A 19,412-nucleotide genomic window follows, 5' to 3' on the forward strand; every position below is an offset into this window, starting at 1 on the left:
CGGAGAACACACATGTCGATCTACATCAACAAAGACACCAAGGTCATCACCCAGGGCATCACGGGCAAGACAGGCCAGTTCCACACGGAAAAGTGTCAGGAATACGCCAATGGCAAAAACTGCTTCGTTGCGGGCGTGAACCCCAAGAAAGCCGGCGAATCGATCTTCAACATCCCGATCTACGCCTCCGTCAAGGAAGCGGCCCAGCAGACCGGCGCCACCGTGTCGGTGATCTATGTTCCGCCGGCGGGTGCCGCTGCCGCGATCTGGGAAGCTGTCGAAGCCGACTTGGACCTGGCCGTCTGCATCACCGAGGGCATTCCGGTGCGCGACATGCTGGAAGTGCGCAACAAGATGAAGGCCAAGGAAGCTGCGGGTGGCAAGAAGACGCTGCTGCTCGGCCCCAACTGCCCCGGCCTGATCACGCCCGACGAGATCAAGATCGGCATCATGCCCGGCCACATCCACCGCAAGGGACGCATCGGCGTGGTGTCGCGCTCCGGCACCCTGACCTATGAGGCCGTGGCCATGCTGACCGAGGTGGGCCTGGGCCAGTCGAGCGCGGTGGGTATCGGCGGCGACCCGATCAACGGTCTGAAGCACATCGACGTGATGAAGGCCTTCAATGACGACCCCGACACCGACGCCGTGATCATGATCGGCGAGATCGGCGGTCCGGACGAAGCTGAAGCCGCCCGCTGGTGCAAGGCCAACATGAAAAAGCCGATCGTCGGCTTCATCGCCGGCGTGACAGCCCCTCCCGGCAAGCGCATGGGCCATGCCGGCGCGCTGATCTCCGGCGGCGCCGACACCGCCGATGCCAAGCTGGCCGTGATGGAAGAGTGCGGCTTCATCGTGACCCGCAATCCCTCCGAACTGGGCAAGCTGCTCAAAGCCCAGCTCTGATGCAACGGGGCCGCCACGCGCCCGTTGGGGCGATTGCGGTTACCCACAATAGAAGGCCGGATTCTTCGGATGGAGAATCCGGTTTTTGATTTGGGCCTGCCGCCTTGCAGACCCTAACCGGAGGCGATTCGTGGAAGCATTCTTGACACCCCAGTTCTGGGTGGCAGTCGGTCAGATCATCCTGATCGATATCCTGCTCGGGGGCGACAATGCCGTGGTCATAGCGCTCGCATGCCGTCAGTTGCCAGCAGCGCAGCGGACCAAAGGCATCATCTGGGGAACAGCGGGCGCCATCGTATTGCGGGTCATCCTGATCGCGTTTGCGCTGACCTTGCTGCAAGTCCCGTTCCTGAAACTCGTCGGCGCCATCTTGCTGATTTGGATCGGCGTCAAGCTACTGGTCCCCGAGGAAGAGGATGCCCATGGCAGCATCCAGGCCAGTGACAAACTCTGGGGCGCTGTCAAGACCGTGATCGTTGCAGATCTGGTGATGAGTGTGGACAACGTGATCGCCATTGCGGGTGCCGCCCAGGGCGCGGGCCAGCAACATCAGATGCCGTTGGTGATCTTCGGTTTGCTGGTCAGCATCCCGATCATCGTCTGGGGCAGCCAACTCGTTCTCAAGCTGATGGATCGCTTCCCGACGATCATCACCCTCGGCGGGATGTTGCTCGGCTGGATTGCTGGAACCATGGCCCATACCGACCCGGGCATTGTTGCTTACCTGCCGCAGGACAAGCTCTGGCACTATGGTCTCGGCGTAGCCGGTGCCCTGTTGGTTCTGGCTCTGGGGAAGATGCTGAGCCGCACTCGCCCTTCTCCAGCCGCATGACAGGCTGGCGGTGCCAGATGGCATTGCCCCCAACTGTGACTGTTTCACCACAGACCGAACAGACAAGGCCGCCTTTGAGGCGGCCTTGTCATGTCCGACCGAGATCGGGCCAACCGATCGACTTGTGCGGAACGATGCCATCTGTTAACTTGAGCAGCCCTGCACGGGTCAACGTCTGACTGCTCGCCCTTTTGGCGAATGGAACAGAGGGTTGCTCGGCGCTTGCGCACTTGAGGGATATTCATGAAGGCGGCGAAATCCGACGGAAAAACAAGCATTTGGCGCAGCGACGCCTTTATTGGCGCCGCCGCATTGGTGACCGTACTGATTGCTCATCAGGCGACCAACTTCTTCGGCACGCTGGAGCGACGCTTCTACGATTACTCCAGCACCCACACTCAGCGCGCGCCCAGCGACCGGATCGCCGTGATCGCCATTGACGATGCGAGTATTTCCCGCATAGGCCGCTGGCCGTGGTCCCGCGATGTCCATGCCGAGTTGATCGAAAAGCTGTCCAGTGCGAAGCCGAAGTCCATTGCGTACACCGCGTTCTTCTTTGAGCCGCAGACCGACCGCGGCTTGGTCTACATCAAAAAGATGCGGGAGCTTTTCCCGCCGCCGCCGGAAGGCACCGCAAATGCGGAAGACGCCAACGGGAAGCTCCAAGCGGTTCTGTCTGAAGCTGAAGCGGCTTTGGACACGGACGGAAAGCTGGCAAAGGCCATGGGACAGGCCGGAAACGTGTTGCTGCCATCGGTATACAAGCTCGGCGAACCGCGCGGGCGACCTGACGAGCCGATGGCACCGTTTGCGGGCCGTTTCACGCTCAGTGATGCGCAAGGCTTTTCTATTCCCTCAGAAAGTGGCCAACAACCTCTGCCGTTACTCGGCTCTGTCGCTGCAGGTATCGGGCACTTGAATCAGACGCCGGACGCGGACGGGACAGTCCGGCGCGAACCTTTGCTGGTCAACTATTTCGGGCGGGCAGTACCGTCTATGGCCCTTGCCATTGCCGCCCACAGCCTCAACCTCACCATGAACGATATCCGGCTTGATCCGGGAAACGAAATCGTTCAACTTGGGCGCCTGCAGATCAAGACCGACGCTCAGGCCGCCATGCTGCCTCAGTTCTACACCGAAAACGGAGGGCGACCGGCGTTCACGGTTGACTCTTTCCATGACGTGCTGACAGGCAAGATTCCGCTGGAGAAATACGCTGGAAAGATTGTCCTGGTCGGCGGAACGGCTGCCGGTCTGGGTGCAACTTTTGCCACACCGGCCAGCCCCACGGTGCCCCCCGTGGAGTACGTTGCTCACACGACTTCAAGCCTGCTGGGTGAGCACTTCCTGTCACAGCCCGGTTGGGCTGTCTGGGTTCAGTTGGCGGCGCTGCTTGTTGTCGCCGCATACATTACCGTCGTGTTGCCGCGCCTGTCGGCGGGTGTCGGTGCTGCCGCGACCGTGGCGCTGCTGGTTCTTCTTTTGGGCTTCGAGTTTGGACTGCTATCGCGTGCCTTCCTGTGGATCGAGTTGGTCCTGCCGGCAGCCATGCTGGTGCTGGGACATGTTGCCCTCACCACCAAGCGATTCCTGGTTACCGAAGCAAGCAAGCTCAAGACCGACGAAGAAAGCGCGGAAACCAATCGGATGATGGGTCTTGCCCTGCAGGGCAAAGGCGACCTGGACATGGCTTTTGACCGCTTCCGCCGTGTCCCCGTCAGTGATGCCCTGATGGACAATCTCGGCCACCTGGCTCTGGACTTCGAGCGCAAACGCCAGTTCAACAAGGCACAAGCCGTCTACGAGCACATGTTCAAACTGGATCCCAAATATCAAGGGCTTGCGGCGAAGCTCAACCGCGCGAAGAACCTCTCAGAGACGGTCATCCTGGGTGGGTCCGGTGGACACCCCGGCGGAACTCTCGTCCTGGGTGATGGGTCTGTGGAAAAACCGATGCTGGGTCGCTATCAGGTTGAAAAAGAACTGGGCAAGGGCGCGATGGGGGTGGTCTACCTTGGAAAGGACCCGAAAATCGGGCGCGTCGTTGCAATCAAGACGATGGCCCTCAGCCAGGAATTTGAAGGTAGCGACCTGGATGACGCACGCGAACGCTTTTTCCGCGAAGCCGAAACCGCAGGCCGTTTGCAGCACCAGAATATCGTTACGATTTTCGATGCCGGAGAGGAACATGACCTCGCATACATCGCGATGGAGTTCCTCAAGGGCAAGGACATGGCCGATTTCTGCCGCGATGGGCATCTGCTCCCGCCAGCTCTGGTTGTTTCCATTTGCGCACGGGTGGCAGAAGCACTCGCCTACGCCCATGCGCAAAACGTCGTGCACCGCGATATCAAGCCTGCCAACATCATGTATGACAGCGCAACCGATACCGTCAAAGTCACTGATTTCGGGATCGCTCGGATTACTGATTCGAGCAAGACCAAAACAGGCCTTGTTTTGGGTACACCCAGCTTCATGTCGCCCGAACAGATTGCCGGCCAGAAAGTGGACGGGCGATCGGACCAATATTCATTGGGAGTGATGCTGTTTCAGCTCCTGACCGGCGTTCTGCCGTTCAGGGGCGATTCCATGGCTGAACTGATGTACAAAATCGCCAATGAGCCGGCCCCCGATATCCGAAAGATCAAACCCGGACTGCCAGCGCGGCTGGGTGCGATTATCGACAGAACACTCCGCAAGAATCCGAACGATCGCTACCCCAGTGGTAATGAGTTTGCGGCTGAATTACGTGCGGTTGCGCCAGAAATCACGGGGGATCCTCCGATGCCTGAGCCCGCGAAGAGTAGTACCGTTTATGATCAGACGACTCAGCTTCCGGCGGCCGATGACCCGTCCATGCTTCCCACCCAAGCTTTGCATCGCCCTCCCCAGTGATGCAAAGCCTCACTTGAACCGCTGATTGTCTTCGCACCCGATGGACTACGAACTCTTCGCGCTGACTGATACCGGCCGTGCACGCGAAAACAATGAAGACTCCGTTGCCATCAAGGAAGCGGCTGGCTTGGCCGTTCTCGCCGACGGGATGGGAGGCTACAACGCGGGCGAAGTTGCCAGTGGCATGACCACTGCCTTCATATCGTCTGAATTAGGCCGGTGGCTGGTCGAGGCGGGAGAGCAGGCGAAGCCCCGCGAGGTCAAACGCGCCATCGAAATCTGTGTCGACAACGCCAACCGGTCGGTCTACAACGCAGCAAACTCGAATCCAAGCTATTCCGGCATGGGGACCACACTGGTTATCGGTGTGTTTCACGGGCGAAACGCCATCTTGGGGCATATCGGCGACTCGCGTGCATATCGTTACCGCGAGGGTTGTCTGACCCAGGTGACACGGGATCACTCGTTGCTTCAGGAACAGCTCGACGCCGGTCTCATCACCGAAGAAGAGGCTGCAACTGCGAGTCACCGCAATCTCGTCACACGCGCACTGGGAGTTGACCCCGCCGTCGCAGTCGAATTCACCGAGTTGGATGTCCAGGAGGGTGACCTCTACCTGATTTGCTCTGACGGACTTTCCGACATGATCGATGATCGCGCCATGGAGGGTTTGTTGCACAACGGAGGAACACTCCCGACCTTGGCAGCCCAACTGGTCAGCGCCGCCAATAATAACGGGGGGCGCGACAACATTTCGGTTATTCTTATCAGAGCATTCGCATCGGCGAAAAAGCAAGGACTACTTTCCAGGCTGCTGAGAAAATGAGTTCGTCCAACAAGTACAAGCCCAGAACAGACAATATTCGGAGGTATGGATCATGCCGAAAATGATCGTTTCTATAGACGGCGTCGTCATCAAGGAGGTGCAGCTGACGAAAGACCGCACCTCACTCGGACGGCGTCCCTACAACGATATTGTTATTGACAATTTGGCGGTCAGCGGCGAGCACGCCGTCCTGCTGCTGGAGGGCTCCCAAGTCTATCTGGAAGACCTCAACAGCACTAACGGAACCTATGTCAATGGCAAGGCGGTGAAGAAGCAGCTGCTTCAAAACAACGACACCATTGAAATCGGCAAGTACAAAATTCGTTACCAAGGTGATGCGGTCGGTGGCGGTTTTGAGAAGACCATGGTGTTCCGGCCGGGCGGAACCGCAGCTGCTGCGGCGCCGCAAATGGCTGCGCCCCAGGCCGGCACTGAGCACCATGCAGAAGCTCACGCGCCGGGAGCTCCTTCTTTCATCCGCGTGCTCACCGGCGCGGCTGCTGGTCGTGATGTGCCGCTGGTCAAAGTCGTAACCACTATTGGCAAGCCCGGCGTTGCCGTCGCGGCGATCACCAAACGGCAACAAGGATATGTGGTCGCACATGTCAGTGGTGTTGAAAGCACCAAACTGAATGGCTCTCCGTTGGGCCAGGATCCAGTGCCACTCCAAAATGGTGATCATCTTGAGTTGGCTGGCATCCAGCTGCAATTCAAGCAAGGCTGACGGACTGCGCGAGTCCCGTCAGAGGCGGGCTTGAGCATGTCTGATTTTCTACTCGCGATCCGCCGGCATGGGCTACGTGTCGGGGTGACTCTCGTTCCCCTCCTGTTCGCACTTTTGCATGCGACGGGTACTCTCCATATCGGCGTCATTCAAACGCTCGATAACATCATCTACGATGCGCGGCTACGCCTAACGATGCCGCGAACTATGGATGATCGGGTCGTCATAGTCGACATCGACGAAAAGAGTCTGGCTGAAATCGGGCGGTGGCCATGGTCCCGCGATCACGTTGGCACCATGTTGCGCGAAATCCTCGGGCGCCAAGGGGCAGCCATCGTTGGCTTCGACGTAGTCTTCGCGGAACCCGATACAAGCTCCGGATTGGCAAAACTCCAGCAACTTGCACAAACAGATCTCCAAGGTGTCCAAGGATTCGCCGAAAAAGTCGACAGCCTGAGGGATCGACTTGACTTTGATGCCGCGTTTGCCCGGGCGCTGTCGTCTCAGCCGGTCGTCCTAGGCTACTATTTCTCCAGCGACCGCGATGGTCGACGTGCCGGGGTACTCCCTCAGCCCGTAATGAATGAGCGCTCCATGGCCGGACGTAGTGCGCGGGTGACCAAATGGAACGGTTATGGCTCCAATTTGGCCCAGTTCGCCTCCGCAGCGCCAAAGGCAGGCTTTTTCAATGCCATAACCGATGACGATGGGGTCGTACGCTCTCTGCCACTGATAGCGGAATTTGAAGGCCGTTATTACGAGTCCCTCGCCCTTGCGATGTTTCGGCATCTGCTTAACTCGCCAGTGGTCGAGCCCGGGTTTCCTAAAGATGTCGTCTTTGCTCGAAAGTACAACAACCTTGAAAGCCTCATACTGAAGGCGGACGGGCAATCGATCGCGATCCCCGTCGACGACAAGGCGGCGGCACTGGTACCCTTCCGAGGAAACGGGGGGCCTTCCGGCGGGTCTTTCAGATATGTGCCGGCCAGCGATCTTGTTCTGGGGCGGCTTCCTGAGGGGAATCTGAAGAACCGGATCGTGCTCGTCGGAACCACTGCGCCCGGCTTGCTTGATCTCCGCGTCACGCCAATCAGCGAGGCATACCCAGGCGTCGAGACCCATGCCAACCTGATTTCCGGGATGTTGGACGGCAAAATCCTGGTCAAACCGGACTATGCACTGGGTTTTGAAGTGGTCGCCTTGATCGTCTCGGGACTGGTGCTTGCACTTGGACTGCCTCTACTCAGCGCAAGCCGAGCGGTGCTCCTCAGCGCAGTCATCCTTGTTGTTCTGGTTGGTGTCAACATGTGGCTCTATCTCGGCTACGGTTTGGCGCTCCCGCTGGCGTCATCCATCGTTTTGGCAGTACTCGCGTTCGCGATGAACATGAGCTTCGGCTACTTCGTGGAGAGCCGATCAAAACGCGAACTTGCCAACCTTTTCGGCACCTACGTACCGCCTGAGCTTGTCGATGAGATGGTCAAGGATCCCGACAGTTACAGCATGAAAGCCGAAAACCGGGAGCTGACCGTGATGTTCAGCGACATGCGTGGTTTTACCAAGCTCTCGGAGAAGATGGATCCGGTCAAACTGCAGGATTTGCTCAACAGAGTATTCAGTCGGCTCAGTACCATTATTCGACAACAGAGGGGAACGATAGACAAGTATATGGGTGACTGTGTCATGGCATTCTGGGGTGCCCCAGTGCCAGCGAATAATCATGCTACTTTGGCATTGCTTGCATCAATGGAAATGGTGCATGAAATTACCCGCATCAATGCAGAGCACAAAGAAATCGGCTTGCCAGAAATCGGGGTCGGGGTTGGCCTGAATTCCGGACCGATGTGCGTCGGCGACATGGGGTCAGATGTTCGGCGCTCCTACACCGTTATTGGAGATGCGGTCAATTTGGGATCGCGCCTCGAATCATTGACTCGTTTTTACGGCGTCGACATCATCGTGAGCGAAGCCACTCGGAAACAGGCGGAGTGGTCCTATTGGCTTGAACTTGACCGGGTGCGCGTCAAAGGCAAAGCCGAAGCCGTTGCGATTTTCTCGCCACTCACCAAAGAAGAGAGCGAATCCCAGAAGAGTGAACTGCGGCTCTGGCACCAGTTGCTATCAGCCTACAGATCGCAGGATTGGGAACAGGCGGAACTGCTATTGTTGAACCTTGAGCGCATTTCTGCCAAAAAAGTCCTTTGCTCCGTCTACAAGGAGAGGGTAGCCTACCGGAAGTCGCTGCCTTTCGATCCGTCTTGGGATGGCACGACTGATTTCGAGACGAAGTAAGCGTTCCATGGCGAAAATGACAATCAGAGTTCTCGGGTGTTCTGGCGCCATTGCGAAGGACTGCCGAACTACGGCTTTCTTGGTCGATCAAGACACCCTGATAGATGCCGGAACCGGTGTCGGTGACCTGACGTTGGATGAGATGGGCGCTGTTGACCGCGTTTTTCTGACTCATTCCCATCTCGACCATATCGCTGCATTACCACTCATGGTTGACGCAGTGGCATCGCGACGTCACGCCCCCTTGGAGATCTACGCGCTAGAAGGGACCATTCAGGCCCTGCGACAGCACATATTCAATGACCAGATCTGGCCGGATTTCAGTCGAATTCCCTCCTTGGAAGCACCCTTTATTCGGTTTATTGAACTCAAGATCGGCGATCAGTTTGTCTTTGGCGACAAAACCATAGAAGTTCTGCCTGCCGTGCACAGCGTCCCGGCAGTTGGCTATGCAGTCACTCGCAAGGGTCGGTCTTGGGTTTTTTCGGGGGATACCGAGCGAAACCCGGAATTCTGGAGGCGAGTCAATCAACTTTCAGTTTCCTCTTTGGTCATCGAAACTGCATTCAGTAACCGGGAGCGGGAACTGGCCAAGCGCAGTTTGCATTTGTCGCCCAGTGTATTAGCCGAGGAGCTTGACCACATTTCGGAGTCTCAAAGGTTCCCCATCTATATTACGCACACGAAACCAGCGGAAACTGATCAGATCATGGAAGAGATACAACGATTTGATCAGACTCAACCGGCTGACCCCTCCCAGTCTCACGATATTCGGTGGATGCGAACTGGGCAGATACTGGAAATTTGATCTGTTTCCCGGAGTTGGCGCGTTAGGACTGCGCACTCCCCAGCGCCGACAGCCGCTTGGCACATTGACCCCAGTGATTCCGATCAACGTCCGGAACCGGGGCCACGCAACAATCGCTCTTCCGCTATTGCAAGCGCTTCTGCCCGCCCCGAAAGAACCAAGATGTCGCCTTCTTTCAGGACGGTATTTTCATCTGCTGAGACACTCTGTCCATCAGTCCTTTTGAAGCTGACAATCTGAACCGGAATCGCGGTCAATCCCACTTGTTCGAGCTGGTGATTGATTGAGCGCGCACCAAGTGGAAGTATCAAGGTCATCAGGCGGTGTTGTCCCACCTCGTTGATCGTATCGTCATCGGCGCCATGGAAATACCCACTCAGCAGGGTGTACCGGGCGTCGCGTTGTTCCTGAACAATGCGGATCACGCGTCGCATGGGGACACCAACCAAGGCCAGTGCATGGCTTGCAAGCATCAGACTGGCCTCGAAGGCCTCCGGGACGACTTCTGTAGCACCCGCAGTCCGCAAGCGATCCAGGTCCGCATCGTCAATGGTACGTACAACTGCGGGGACGTTCGGCGCATGTTCATGTACAAGCCGCAAGACCTTGAGTGCGCTCGGAGTATCTACGTAAGTGATCACGACCGCGCTTGCGCGGTGCAAACCCGCAGCCATCAGGGCCTGCAGTCGGGCCGCGTCTCCAAAAACCACCGAGTGGCCCGCAGCGGAAGCCTGCCGAACCCGGTCTGGGTCGAGGTCAAGCGCCATGTAGGCGATGCCTTCGCCTTCCAGAAGACGCGCCATACTTTGGCCGCTACGGCCATAACCACAGATGATCACATGGCGATCGGCGTTGATGGCCTTGCGAGCAATGCTGGTCATCTGCACCGATTGCATCATCCAATCACTGGCAACCAGTCGCATGACAATGCGATTGCTGTACATGACGATAAACGGCGTCAGCAGCATCGACAAGATCATGGACGCCAGGATCGGGTTGAACAGTGTTGCCGGAACCAGATGGTTCTGCCCCGCCAACGTCAGCAGGACAAGCCCGAATTCGCCCGCTTGTGCAAGATAGAGCCCGACCCGAAGCGAGACTCCAGTGGTCGCGCCACTCAGTCGCACCAGCGAAGAGATCAGCGCCAATTTGAAGATCATCGAAAAGCTCAACAGAAGAAGAACCAAAGGAAGACGGTCAAAAACGAGACGCCAATCCAACATCATCCCGACGGTGATAAAGAACAAACCAAGCAACACATCATGAAAAGGCCGGATATCCGTCTCAACAAGGTGCTTGTATTCAGTTTCCGAAATCAGCATGCCGGCGACAAACGCCCCCAACGCCAGCGAAAGGCCCGCGCGCTCTGTTAGCCAAGAGAGCAGCAAGGTGATGAACAACAGGTTCAACATGAAAAGCTCATCACTCTTGCGTCGTGCAACCAGCGTGAGCCACCAGCGCATCACGCGCTGCCCTCCGGTCAGGAGGATCGTGAGCAAGACCACGGCCTTCAGCAAGGCCCAGCCCAGAGATGGCAACAAACTTCCGGGCTCTGAGGCCAACGCCGGTATCAAGACAAGCAAGGGCACAACGGCAAGGTCCTGGAAGAGAAGAATGCCAACAACCCGCTTGCCATGTTCTGATTCCAGTTCCAGGCGGTCTGATACCAGTTTCACCACGATCGCGGTACTGCTCATGGACATAATGCCCCCGAGCGCGAGCGCAGTCTGCCAGGACATGTCCCACCATCGGGGGATAAGAAAAGCCAAGGCGAGCGACGCAGCGGTTGTCAAAATGATCGTCAGACCTACCTGCAGGGTCCCCAGACCGAAGACATGTCGGCGCATTGCGCGTAGTTTCGGAAGGCTGAATTCGAGCCCGATGACGAACATGAGGAAGACAACGCCGAACTCGGCCAGATGCCGGATGCCTTCGGAGTTCTGTGCAAGGGCCAAGGCGTTTGGTCCGATGAGCACGCCCACGGCGAGGTATCCAAGCATGGGAGGCAATTTGAAGGTCCGGCACGCCACCACCCCCAGCACGGCCGCAAAGAGATATAGCAGTGTCAATTCCAGTGACGACATGACGCCATCCTAGCAATGAACCATCCACTCGATAGAATCAAAGCATGACTTTCGATCCCGAACGGGTGATTCAGTTGGCGCGGGAAACTTTGGAAATTGAAGCCAGCGCGCTACTCGCCTTAAATTCACGCATCTCTGAATCGTTCAGTCGGGCGGTTGAAATCATGCTGAGCGTTCGAGGGCGGATCGTGGTCATGGGCATGGGCAAAAGCGGCCACATTGGGCGCAAGATTTCTGCGACTTTGGCCTCAACGGGTACACCTGCGATGTTCGTCCATCCGGCCGAGGCGAGTCACGGGGATCTGGGGATGATCAAACCGGTGGACATCGTGCTTGCAATCTCCAATAGCGGAGAAAGCGAGGAAATGGTTTCGATCTTGCCGGTTCTCAAACGCTTGGGTGTACCGTTGATCGCCATGACCGGAGATCTGAACTCCACCCTGGCACAACATTCCGATGTGGCAATCGACAGCAGCGTCACAAAGGAAGCCTGTCCGCTGAACCTTGCCCCAACAGCCAGCACGACTGCGCAGCTCGCGCTGGGTGACGCTTTGGCTGTGGCACTTCTTGATGCCCGTGGGTTTCGCGCAGAGGATTTTGCCCGCTCCCACCCCGGCGGGGCACTCGGGCGGCGCCTGCTCACCCATGTGGCGGACGTCATGCGCGCAGGCAGTGACGTTCCATTTGTAGCGCCGTCCGCCTCCTTCTTTGACTTGATGCGTGAGATGAGCGCCAAGGGACTGGGAGCCTCGGCTGTTGTTGATTCGGAACGCCGCGTTCTCGGCATCTTTACCGATGGCGACCTGCGTCGTTTGATCGAGCGAGGAGTTGACCTGCGTCCACTGACTGCCGAGGAAGTCATGCACCGCAATCCTCGTACGGTCCGTGACGATGCGCTCGCCGTCGAAGCGGCGCAACTGATGGAACTCAACCGAATCACCAGTGTGCTGGTTGTCGACGCCTCGCAGCGTTTGTGCGGTGCGCTCAACAGCAACGACCTGATGCGTGCAAAAGTCATCTGAGGTCACTGTGCCATCGGAACTGAAACCCGTTGTTGAGTTCACGCCGGAACTACACCTGAAGGCACAGTCGATCCGTATCGCATTTTTTGATGTCGATGGTGTTCTGACGGATGGCGGTTTGTACTATGACGCCTCCGGCGAGTGCCTCAAGCGCTTCAACGCACTTGACGGACTGGGATTGAAGCTTTTGAACAAGGCCGGAATTGTCCCGGTTGTCATCTCAGGTCGCGAATCCCCGGCGCTACGTATGCGCCTGACCGACTTGCGCATTGCCCATTTCCAGCTTGGAGCAGAGCGCAAACTCGAGGTCGCGGAATCGTTTCTGCGTCAGTTCAGCCTCACATGGTCTGAGGCCGCCGTCATCGGCGATGACTGGCCCGACATTCCCATGATGGCTCGGAGCAAGCTTGCATGCGCAACTCCAGCAGCCCATGCCCAAGTCAAGCAACTTGCAGACTACGTTACCCGCTCTGAAGGAGGGCATGGCGCAGCCCGTGAGTTCTGTGACCTCCTGCTTGTGGCAAGTGGAAACTACGCCCGATTGTTGCGCGCGGTCCAAGACTCCCCATCATCCGGATGAACCGACTCGCACGGCTTTTCTGGGACAGGCTGTCAATCTACCTGCCTATTTTGCTGATGGGCATGGCAGCCTTGGCGACTTGGTGGCTGGTTCGCGGACTTCCCGCACCCAAGCCGCTCGACCCATCCCGGGCCGTACGGCACGAGCCAGACTACACCGTGAACGACCTGAAATTGCGCAGCTTCGACCCGGAAGGTCGGCTGAAGAGTGAGCTCGCGGGCCAGGCAGCGATGCACTACCCCGACACTGACACACTTGTATTGACCGACGTCCGCTTGAAGGGGTACGGACAGGAAGGGTGGCTCACCGTCGGCCGCGCCAACACCGCAACTTCCAATCGAGATGGTTCTTCGGTAACTTTGTCCGGCGCTGTTCGCCTGGAGCGCCGCACGCTCGGGACTTCTGGAGCTCCCAAAACCACTTTCTTCGGCGAGCAGCTTGACTACACCCGCAACCCGAATCGGATTCGCTCGGATGCATCGGTGAGGGTGGAACGTGGCAGAGATTGGTTTACTGCCAACCGGATGGTGCTTGACGACAACGCTGGCACCTTGGTACTGGATGGTGCGGTGAAGGCGCAGTTTTCGCCGCGGGCCCAACCCTGATCGAATTGGAGCAAGGATTGCGATATGACCCGTTTGGTTTTCATTACCGGCGCATCCAGTGGAATTGGTCAGGCCCTCGCTCTTGCGTACTACCGGGGCGGCGCACGCCTCGCACTGGTTGCCCGAAGGACCGAAGAAGTTCGCGCTTGGGCCGAAGTCCAGGGGCTCGCCGCCGACAGGTACCAAGCGTATTTTGCCGATGTGGCGGAAATTGACAGCATTGTTCAGGCGGGTGCCGAATGCCTCCGCAAGCAAGGCCTGCCGGATGTCGTGATTGCCAATGCTGGCATCAGCATCGGAATGGATACGAAAGAACGCGGCGATCTTGACGTGATGGCGCGACTTTTCGCGACCAACAATACAGGCTTGGCGGCCACTTTCCACCCATTCGTAGCAGCCATGGCTGCTCGTGGTTCGGGCACTCTGGTGGGGATCGGGAGTGTGGCGGGCATCCGGGGGCTGCCCGGCCACGGTGCCTACTGTGCGAGCAAAGCGGCCGTGATCGCGTATTGCGAGAGCCTTCGCGGTGAGCTGCAAGGCACAGGAGTGCGCGTTGTGACCATTTGCCCCGGATATATTGATACGCCACTGACACGCAAGAATCCTTACCGCATGCCTTTTCTCATGCCGGTTGACGAATTCGCCCGCAAGGCGTACGCCGCGATCGACGCGCAGACGAGCTACTGCGTCATACCGTGGCAGATGGGCTGGGTGGCCAAGTTGCTTCGCCTATTGCCCAATGCGTTGTTTGATCGCCTTTTCCAGGCCCGCCCGCGCAAACTCCGGCAAAGTTCTTGAAGCTCACCCGCAAAAAATACCCGCAAAGAAGCAATAAAGGCCCCGAAGGGCCTTTTCAATTCAGGGGAAAACGGGGCTCTGATCAATAGCCGCCACCGTAGCCGCCACCACCGCTACGACCACCACCGCCACCACGCGGGCCCGATCCGTAAGGGCTGCGGAAGCCCCCATCGCCACCGCCGCCTTCGCGGCGACCACCACCGAAACCACCACCACCGCCGCCCTCACGGCGACCGCCACCGAAACCACCACCGCCACCGCCGCCACCACCGAAACCACCGCTACGGGGCGGGCGGGCTTCCATCGGGCGCGCTTCGTTCACGACAACGTTACGACCACCCAATGCCTGACCATTCATGCCGCTGATGGCGGCCTGTGCTTCGGCATCACTGCCCATCTCGACAAAGCCAAAACCTTTGGAACGACCCGTATCGCGTTCCATCATGACTTTAGCGCTGGATACCGCGCCGAACTGGCTGAATGCTTGTTCAAGATCGCCGTCACGCACCGAGTATGGGAGGTTGCCGACGTACAGTTTGTTGCCCATGAAGGGGACTCCTAATAAACCAAAAACAAAGCGATGGAGTCCCGAAAACGCATTCAACCATCCGAACGGAAACTGGGAGAGGACGCGAAACTGACCTGTTCACCGCGAAACGCGGCTCAACCCTCACGGATTGAACCAAATACATTATGCGTCAGCTTTTTCCGCTTGGCTATCCGCACGGACCCGTTAATCCCCCGGCGAGCGGGTGAAAACGCCACAGTTCCGGCCTCTCGCCTTGAGAAACGCCCTCCGAGCCCATCGTTCCGACTTGGGTCCCCGGCATGACGCAGTGCGGTAAAATCCCCGTCGTCATTGGGGAGTAGCCTCCTTTCCGCCTTGGAGAGGGCGCGCGTCAACATACTTGTCCTGCTGCGGCGGGCATGGCGTGCGCGGTTTACCACTTGGCGAGACCTTTGATCACACGTGCCTCCACGTCCCAAAGCGGGTCAGGCCGGAGATGCCGTGTGGTCACTGGTTGATCCGGCCTGCCCCCCGCATCATGGAAGCCTTCCTCGTCTCTACCGGCATCGTCGCACTCGCTGAAATGGGCGACAAAACACAGCTGCTGTCGCTCGTATTGGCCGCGCGATTTCGCAAACCCTGGCCCATCGTGCTGGGCATTCTGGTTGCCACCGTTGCCAACCATGCCATGGCGGGCGCGCTGGGTGCGTGGGTCACCACCACCGTGGGGCCTGATACGCTACGCTGGGTCTTGGGCGTTTCGTTCATAGCCATGGCTGTCTGGATGCTGATCCCTGATCAGCTGGATGGCGTGGGGGAAACCGAAAGGCTGTCCCGGCTGGGAGTGTTCGGCACCACCGCGGTCGTTTTCTTCCTGGCCGAAATGGGCGACAAGACCCAGATAGCTACCGTGGTGTTGGCTGCACGCTACAGTGATTGGGCTTGGGTGGTCATCGGCACGACCTTGGGCATGTTGCTGGCGAACGCGCCGGTCGTCTGGCTGGGCGAGCACCTGGTCAAGAAAATCCCCCTCAAAACGGTGCACCGGGTGTCGGCTGGCGTGTTCGCCCTTCTGGGTCTGGCTGCGCTGCTGGGTCGGGGCTGAGGCGGTTGCCTCAGGGCTGAGGCTGGCCACGACGGTAGATGACGTAATAGGTCAGCCCGACCAATACGCTGCCTCCGAGCAAATTGCCGGCGATCACCGGTACCAGATTTGTGGCCATGCCGACCCAGGTGACGGTGCTTTCGGCACCGGAACCCGCTTGGACCAACATGGCCAGCGGGAAAAAGTACATGTTGGCGATGCTGTGCTCGAAGCCTGCGGCGACAAAAGCGCTGATCGGAAACACGATGGCAACCGCCTTGTCCACCACACTGCGGCCAGCCAGCACCATCCAGACCGCCATGCAGACCAGGACATTGCACAGCACGCCCCGGAAGAATGCCTCCGCCACAGGCAGATCCTGCTTGGCCTGGGCGATCCGGACCACGGTGCGGCCGATGGCGCCACCGTTCATGCCGGTGTGTCCGCTGGCGTAGACCAGCAAGGCCATGCCCATCGCACCGACCAGATTGGCCAGACACACCAGCACCCAGTTGCGCAGGACCTCGGCGCTGCTGATCTTGCCGTCAGCCCAGGCCATGGCCAGCAGGTTGTTGCCGGTAAAGAGCTCCGCACCCGCCACTACCACCAGCAGCAGGCCCAGCGAAAAGGCAACACCCCCCGCCAGCTGCCCAGCCGCGTATCCCAATGTCGGGTCGGATCGGACAATCACAAAGAACAGCGCCCCCAGACTGATGAACGCACCGGCCAGCAGTCCGAGCATCAACAAGGGCAAGGTCGCCATGCGCGCCTTGGTGACCCCGACCGCTTCGACCCGGGCGGCGATTTCCCGTGGCGCGTAGGCGTCGGATCCGTACAGTTCTGACATGGCTTTCTCCCTGCGGGGGTTGCGAACAGCGTGCAAACCGTATACTAGCCCCAGCGCCGATTTGCTCCGGATTGCGGGCGCCGGAACCGTCAGGGTTCCGAAAACAGCTAAAGAGGGACTCCGAAACCCGGTCTCGCTTCTTTGGCGCCGCCGGGTTTTTTTGTTGCCATGACGCTGATTGCCACTGCCCAATCCATGACGTTCGACGCGCCGCTGGCGCTGCAAAGCGGTGCGTCGGTGCGCGGCTACTCCCTGGCCTACGAGACCTACGGCACGCTGAACGCCGATCGCTCCAACGCCGTGCTGATCTGCCACGCGCTTAACGCGTCGCACCATGTTGCCGGTGTCTACGAAGGCCAGCCCCGGTCCGAGGGCTGGTGGGACAACATGATCGGACCCGGCAAGCCGGTGGACACCAACCGGTTTTTTGTCATCGGTGTCAACAACCTCGGCTCGTGCTTTGGTTCGACCGGACCGATGCACGTCAGCCCGGACACCGGCCGGGTGTACGGCGCCGACTTTCCGGTGGTGACGGTCGAAGACTGGGTCAACGCGCAGGCGCGGCTGCTGGATGCGCTGGGCGTCACGCAATTGGCGGCCGTGATGGGCGGCAGCCTGGGCGGCATGCAGGCGCTGTCCTGGACACTGCAGCACCCCGAGCGCGTGCGCCACGCGGTGGTGGTGGCCAGCGCGCCCAACCTGACGGCGGAAAACATTGCCTTCAACGAAGTGGCGCGCCGCGCCATCGTCACCGACCCGGACTTCCACGGCGGCCATTTCTACGCCCACGGCGTGGTGCCCAAGCGGGGCCTGCGCATCGCGCGCATGATCGGCCACATCACCTACCTGAGCGACGACGTGATGAACGAGAAGTTCGGGCGGCAGCTGCGGGAAGCGGTGCTGGACAGCGCCAGCGGTTACCGGTACTCGACCCAGGAGGTCGAATTCCAGATCGAGAGCTACCTGCGCTACCAGGGCGACAAGTTCGCCGAGTATTTCGACGCCAACACCTACCTGCTGATCACCCGCGCGCTGGATTATTTCGACCCGGCGCGCGCCCATGGGGGCGACCTCACGGCCGCGCTGGCGCGGGCCGCGTGCAAGTTCCTGCTGGTCAGCTTCACCACCGACTGGCGGTTTTCGCCGGCGCGCAGCCGCGAAATCGTCAAGGCCCTGGTGGCCAACCGGCGTGAGGTCAGCTACGCCGAAATCGACGCGCCGCACGGGCACGACGCCTTCCTGCTGGACGACCCGCGCTACCTGGAAGCGGTGCGCGCGTATTTCGCCAACATTCCGACCGGAGCGACGGCATGAGTGATGTGCAGATCATGCAGTCGGTGGCCCGACTGGTGCCCGAGGGCGCGCGGGTGCTGGACCTGGGCTGCGGCGACGGCGAACTGCTGGCCCTGCTCCAGCGTAAACGCGGCTGCAGCGGCTATGGCATCGAAATCGACGACGCCAACGTGGCCGCCTGTGTGCGCCGGGGGGTGAACGTGATCCAGCTGAACCTGGACGAAGGGCTGTCGATGTTCGGCGACCAGAGCTTCGACGTGGTGCTGCAGATCGACACACTGCAGCACCTGCGCAACGCCGAGACCATGCTGCGGGAAACCGCGCGGGTGGGGCATATCGGCATCGTGGCGTTCCCCAACTTCGCGCACTGGCCCAACCGGCTGAGCATCCTGCGCGGGCGCATGCCGGTGACGCGCCGCCTGCCCTACGAGTGGTACGACACGCCGAACATCCGCGTCGGCACCTTCGCCGACTTTGCCGTGCTCGCCCGCAAGACCGGCCTGCGGGTGCTGGACGCCTTTGGCCTGCAGGACGGGGCCGAGGTGCGCTGGCTGCCCAATGCGCGCGCCGGCACCGCCGTGTTCAAGATGCAACGCGCCGGTTGACCGGGCTTGGGGTTGGCGGTTGGCGGTTGGCGGTTGGCGGTTGGCGGTTGGCGGTTGGATGCTACTGAATAGGTAGCAAACAATGACCATTTGACGCTGGGTATCAGGCTTTTTTGACCAAAAACGCCGCTGTCGCGGCGCCGGGGGCCTTACTCACCCGCCGTGTTGGGCGCAAATTCCTTTTCGTGCATCCAGGCGGCGTGTTTCGGGGCGCGCTTGGTCTGGCTCCACTCTTCCAGCATGTCCCACTTGACTTCGTCGAGCTGGCGGTACATCTCGGGCGTGCCGACGTCGGCGGCCAGCTCCAGGCGGTGGCCGTTGGGGTCGAAGAAGTAGATGCTCTTGAAGATGGCATGGTCGGTCACGCCCACCACCGGAATGCCCGCGGCTTCCAGCCTCGCCTTGGTGGCTTCCAGCGTGGCGACGCTGTCCACCTTGAAGGCGATGTGCTGCACCCAGTCGGGGGTGTTGGTGTCGCGGCCCATGGCAGGGGAGTTGGGCAGCTCGAAGAACGCCAGCACATTGCCCTGGCCGGCGTCCAGGAACAGGTGCATGTAGGGGTCGGGCGCGTGGGTGGACGGCACCTGGTCTTCGGCAATGGCGAGCACGAAGTCCATGTTCAGGTGCTTGACGTACCACTCCACGGTTTCCTTGGCGTCTTTGCAGCGGTAGGCGACGTGGTGAATGCGGTCGATTTTCATGG

Annotated in this window: 18 protein-coding genes and 1 riboswitch; of the genes, 14 read left to right on the top strand and 4 right to left on the bottom strand. The window is 59.5% G+C overall.

Features of this window, described 5'->3' with window-relative positions; translation table 11 throughout:
- The first annotated feature begins 12 nt into the window (after positions 1 to 12).
- The 7 genes from sucD to AC2EBU_RS16095 all read left to right on the top strand — a co-directional run bounded on the left by sucD (position 13) and on the right by AC2EBU_RS16095 (position 9,283).
- Positions 13 to 906 carry a succinate--CoA ligase subunit alpha gene (gene sucD / locus AC2EBU_RS16065; RefSeq protein ID WP_484611456.1) on the top strand — a complete coding sequence of 298 codons (894 nt, stop codon included), beginning with the start codon at positions 13 to 15 and terminating at the stop codon, positions 904 to 906.
- 130 nt (positions 907 to 1,036) lie between these two features.
- On the top strand, positions 1,037 to 1,738 hold the full coding sequence (locus tag AC2EBU_RS16070; RefSeq protein ID WP_484611457.1) for a TerC family protein: 702 nt from the start codon (positions 1,037 to 1,039) through the stop codon (positions 1,736 to 1,738).
- 243 nt (positions 1,739 to 1,981) lie between these two features.
- Positions 1,982 to 4,633 (top strand): CHASE2 domain-containing serine/threonine-protein kinase, encoded by a 2,652-nt coding sequence (locus AC2EBU_RS16075; RefSeq protein ID WP_484611458.1) that lies wholly within the window; start codon positions 1,982 to 1,984, stop codon positions 4,631 to 4,633.
- Between the two features lie 40 nt (positions 4,634 to 4,673).
- Positions 4,674 to 5,459: a Stp1/IreP family PP2C-type Ser/Thr phosphatase gene (locus AC2EBU_RS16080; protein WP_484611459.1), complete on the top strand. Its 786-nt coding sequence runs from the start codon at positions 4,674 to 4,676 to the stop codon at positions 5,457 to 5,459.
- A gap of 52 nt (positions 5,460 to 5,511) precedes the next feature.
- Positions 5,512 to 6,183 carry an FHA domain-containing protein gene (locus tag AC2EBU_RS16085; protein WP_484611460.1) on the top strand — a complete coding sequence of 224 codons (672 nt, stop codon included), beginning with the start codon at positions 5,512 to 5,514 and terminating at the stop codon, positions 6,181 to 6,183.
- Positions 6,184 to 6,219: 36 nt separating this feature from the next.
- Positions 6,220 to 8,475 carry a CHASE2 domain-containing protein gene (locus tag AC2EBU_RS16090; RefSeq protein WP_484611461.1) on the top strand — a complete coding sequence of 752 codons (2,256 nt, stop codon included), beginning with the start codon at positions 6,220 to 6,222 and terminating at the stop codon, positions 8,473 to 8,475.
- Between the two features lie 16 nt (positions 8,476 to 8,491).
- Positions 8,492 to 9,283 (top strand): 3',5'-cyclic-nucleotide phosphodiesterase, encoded by a 792-nt coding sequence (locus AC2EBU_RS16095; protein ID WP_484611462.1) that lies wholly within the window; start codon positions 8,492 to 8,494, stop codon positions 9,281 to 9,283.
- 83 nt (positions 9,284 to 9,366) lie between these two features.
- Here AC2EBU_RS16095 and AC2EBU_RS16100 read toward each other — a convergent pair whose 3' ends face one another.
- Positions 9,367 to 11,367 carry a cation:proton antiporter domain-containing protein gene (locus AC2EBU_RS16100; RefSeq protein ID WP_484611463.1) on the bottom strand — a complete coding sequence of 667 codons (2,001 nt, stop codon included), beginning with the start codon at positions 11,365 to 11,367 and terminating at the stop codon, positions 9,367 to 9,369.
- Positions 11,368 to 11,411: 44 nt separating this feature from the next.
- Here AC2EBU_RS16100 and AC2EBU_RS16105 point away from each other — a divergent pair, with 44 nt between their 5' ends.
- Genes AC2EBU_RS16105 through AC2EBU_RS16120 form a run of 4 tightly spaced genes read left to right on the top strand, consistent with a single transcriptional unit; the run spans position 11,412 to position 14,372 of the window.
- The gene (locus tag AC2EBU_RS16105; protein WP_484611464.1) at positions 11,412 to 12,389 is read left to right on the top strand and encodes a KpsF/GutQ family sugar-phosphate isomerase; all 978 of its coding nucleotides are present in this window, start codon (positions 11,412 to 11,414) and stop codon (positions 12,387 to 12,389) included.
- A gap of 7 nt (positions 12,390 to 12,396) precedes the next feature.
- Positions 12,397 to 12,969, top strand: coding sequence for a KdsC family phosphatase (locus tag AC2EBU_RS16110; RefSeq protein ID WP_484611465.1), 573 nt, complete (start codon positions 12,397 to 12,399; stop codon positions 12,967 to 12,969).
- Positions 12,966 to 13,574, top strand: coding sequence for an LPS export ABC transporter periplasmic protein LptC (gene lptC / locus AC2EBU_RS16115; protein WP_484611466.1), 609 nt, complete (start codon positions 12,966 to 12,968; stop codon positions 13,572 to 13,574). Before AC2EBU_RS16110 ends, lptC begins: the two co-directional genes overlap by 4 nt.
- A gap of 24 nt (positions 13,575 to 13,598) precedes the next feature.
- Entirely contained in the window at positions 13,599 to 14,372 is a 774-nt protein-coding gene (locus AC2EBU_RS16120) for an SDR family oxidoreductase (RefSeq protein WP_484611467.1), read from the top strand.
- A gap of 82 nt (positions 14,373 to 14,454) precedes the next feature.
- On the opposite strand, the gene AC2EBU_RS16125 is transcribed toward AC2EBU_RS16120, so the two are convergent.
- Positions 14,455 to 14,919 carry an RNA recognition motif domain-containing protein gene (locus tag AC2EBU_RS16125; RefSeq protein WP_484611468.1) on the bottom strand — a complete coding sequence of 155 codons (465 nt, stop codon included), beginning with the start codon at positions 14,917 to 14,919 and terminating at the stop codon, positions 14,455 to 14,457.
- Positions 14,920 to 15,221: 302 nt separating this feature from the next.
- Positions 15,222 to 15,400, top strand: a riboswitch (yybP-ykoY riboswitch).
- Between the two features lie 18 nt (positions 15,401 to 15,418).
- On the opposite strand from AC2EBU_RS16125, the gene AC2EBU_RS16130 reads away from it, so the two are divergent.
- Positions 15,419 to 15,985 (top strand): TMEM165/GDT1 family protein, encoded by a 567-nt coding sequence (locus AC2EBU_RS16130; protein WP_484611469.1) that lies wholly within the window; start codon positions 15,419 to 15,421, stop codon positions 15,983 to 15,985.
- 10 nt (positions 15,986 to 15,995) lie between these two features.
- On the opposite strand, the gene AC2EBU_RS16135 is transcribed toward AC2EBU_RS16130, so the two are convergent.
- Positions 15,996 to 16,811, bottom strand: a complete 816-nt coding sequence (locus AC2EBU_RS16135) for a formate/nitrite transporter family protein (RefSeq protein WP_484611470.1) — start codon at positions 16,809 to 16,811, stop codon at positions 15,996 to 15,998.
- Positions 16,812 to 16,979: 168 nt separating this feature from the next.
- On the opposite strand from AC2EBU_RS16135, the gene metX reads away from it, so the two are divergent.
- Positions 16,980 to 18,125, top strand: a complete 1,146-nt coding sequence (gene metX / locus AC2EBU_RS16140) for a homoserine O-succinyltransferase MetX (protein ID WP_484611471.1) — start codon at positions 16,980 to 16,982, stop codon at positions 18,123 to 18,125.
- Positions 18,122 to 18,709, top strand: coding sequence for a methionine biosynthesis protein MetW (gene metW / locus AC2EBU_RS16145; RefSeq protein ID WP_484611472.1), 588 nt, complete (start codon positions 18,122 to 18,124; stop codon positions 18,707 to 18,709). Before metX ends, metW begins: the two co-directional genes overlap by 4 nt.
- Before the next feature lie 149 nt (positions 18,710 to 18,858).
- Here the strand turns inward: metW and AC2EBU_RS16150 are convergent, their stop codons facing one another.
- Complete coding sequence (locus tag AC2EBU_RS16150) at positions 18,859 to 19,410, bottom strand: VOC family protein (protein ID WP_484611473.1); 552 nt, start codon at positions 19,408 to 19,410, stop codon at positions 18,859 to 18,861.
- Positions 19,411 to 19,412: the final 2 nt, after the last annotated feature.

The sequence above is a fragment of the Curvibacter sp. T50 genome (genome assembly GCF_057219955.1).

Bases quoted from the DNA above. Each gene is read 5' to 3' on its own strand.
- sucD (WP_484611456.1), top strand. From the start codon at position 13: ATGTCGATCTACATCAACAAAGACACCAAGGTCATCACCCAGGGCATC.
- AC2EBU_RS16075 (WP_484611458.1), top strand. From the start codon at position 1,982: ATGAAGGCGGCGAAATCCGACGGAAAAACAAGCATTTGGCGCAGCGAC.
- AC2EBU_RS16080 (WP_484611459.1), top strand. From the start codon at position 4,674: ATGGACTACGAACTCTTCGCGCTGACTGATACCGGCCGTGCACGCGAA.
- AC2EBU_RS16085 (WP_484611460.1), top strand. From the start codon at position 5,512: ATGCCGAAAATGATCGTTTCTATAGACGGCGTCGTCATCAAGGAGGTG.
- AC2EBU_RS16090 (WP_484611461.1), top strand. From the start codon at position 6,220: ATGTCTGATTTTCTACTCGCGATCCGCCGGCATGGGCTACGTGTCGGG.
- AC2EBU_RS16095 (WP_484611462.1), top strand. From the start codon at position 8,492: ATGACAATCAGAGTTCTCGGGTGTTCTGGCGCCATTGCGAAGGACTGC.
- AC2EBU_RS16100 (WP_484611463.1), bottom strand. From the start codon at position 11,367: ATGTCGTCACTGGAATTGACACTGCTATATCTCTTTGCGGCCGTGCTG.
- AC2EBU_RS16105 (WP_484611464.1), top strand. From the start codon at position 11,412: ATGACTTTCGATCCCGAACGGGTGATTCAGTTGGCGCGGGAAACTTTG.
- lptC (WP_484611466.1), top strand. From the start codon at position 12,966: ATGAACCGACTCGCACGGCTTTTCTGGGACAGGCTGTCAATCTACCTG.
- AC2EBU_RS16120 (WP_484611467.1), top strand. From the start codon at position 13,599: ATGACCCGTTTGGTTTTCATTACCGGCGCATCCAGTGGAATTGGTCAG.
- AC2EBU_RS16125 (WP_484611468.1), bottom strand. From the start codon at position 14,919: ATGGGCAACAAACTGTACGTCGGCAACCTCCCATACTCGGTGCGTGAC.
- AC2EBU_RS16130 (WP_484611469.1), top strand. From the start codon at position 15,419: ATGGAAGCCTTCCTCGTCTCTACCGGCATCGTCGCACTCGCTGAAATG.
- AC2EBU_RS16135 (WP_484611470.1), bottom strand. From the start codon at position 16,811: ATGTCAGAACTGTACGGATCCGACGCCTACGCGCCACGGGAAATCGCC.
- metX (WP_484611471.1), top strand. From the start codon at position 16,980: ATGACGCTGATTGCCACTGCCCAATCCATGACGTTCGACGCGCCGCTG.
- metW (WP_484611472.1), top strand. From the start codon at position 18,122: ATGAGTGATGTGCAGATCATGCAGTCGGTGGCCCGACTGGTGCCCGAG.
- AC2EBU_RS16150 (WP_484611473.1), bottom strand. From the start codon at position 19,410: ATGAAAATCGACCGCATTCACCACGTCGCCTACCGCTGCAAAGACGCC.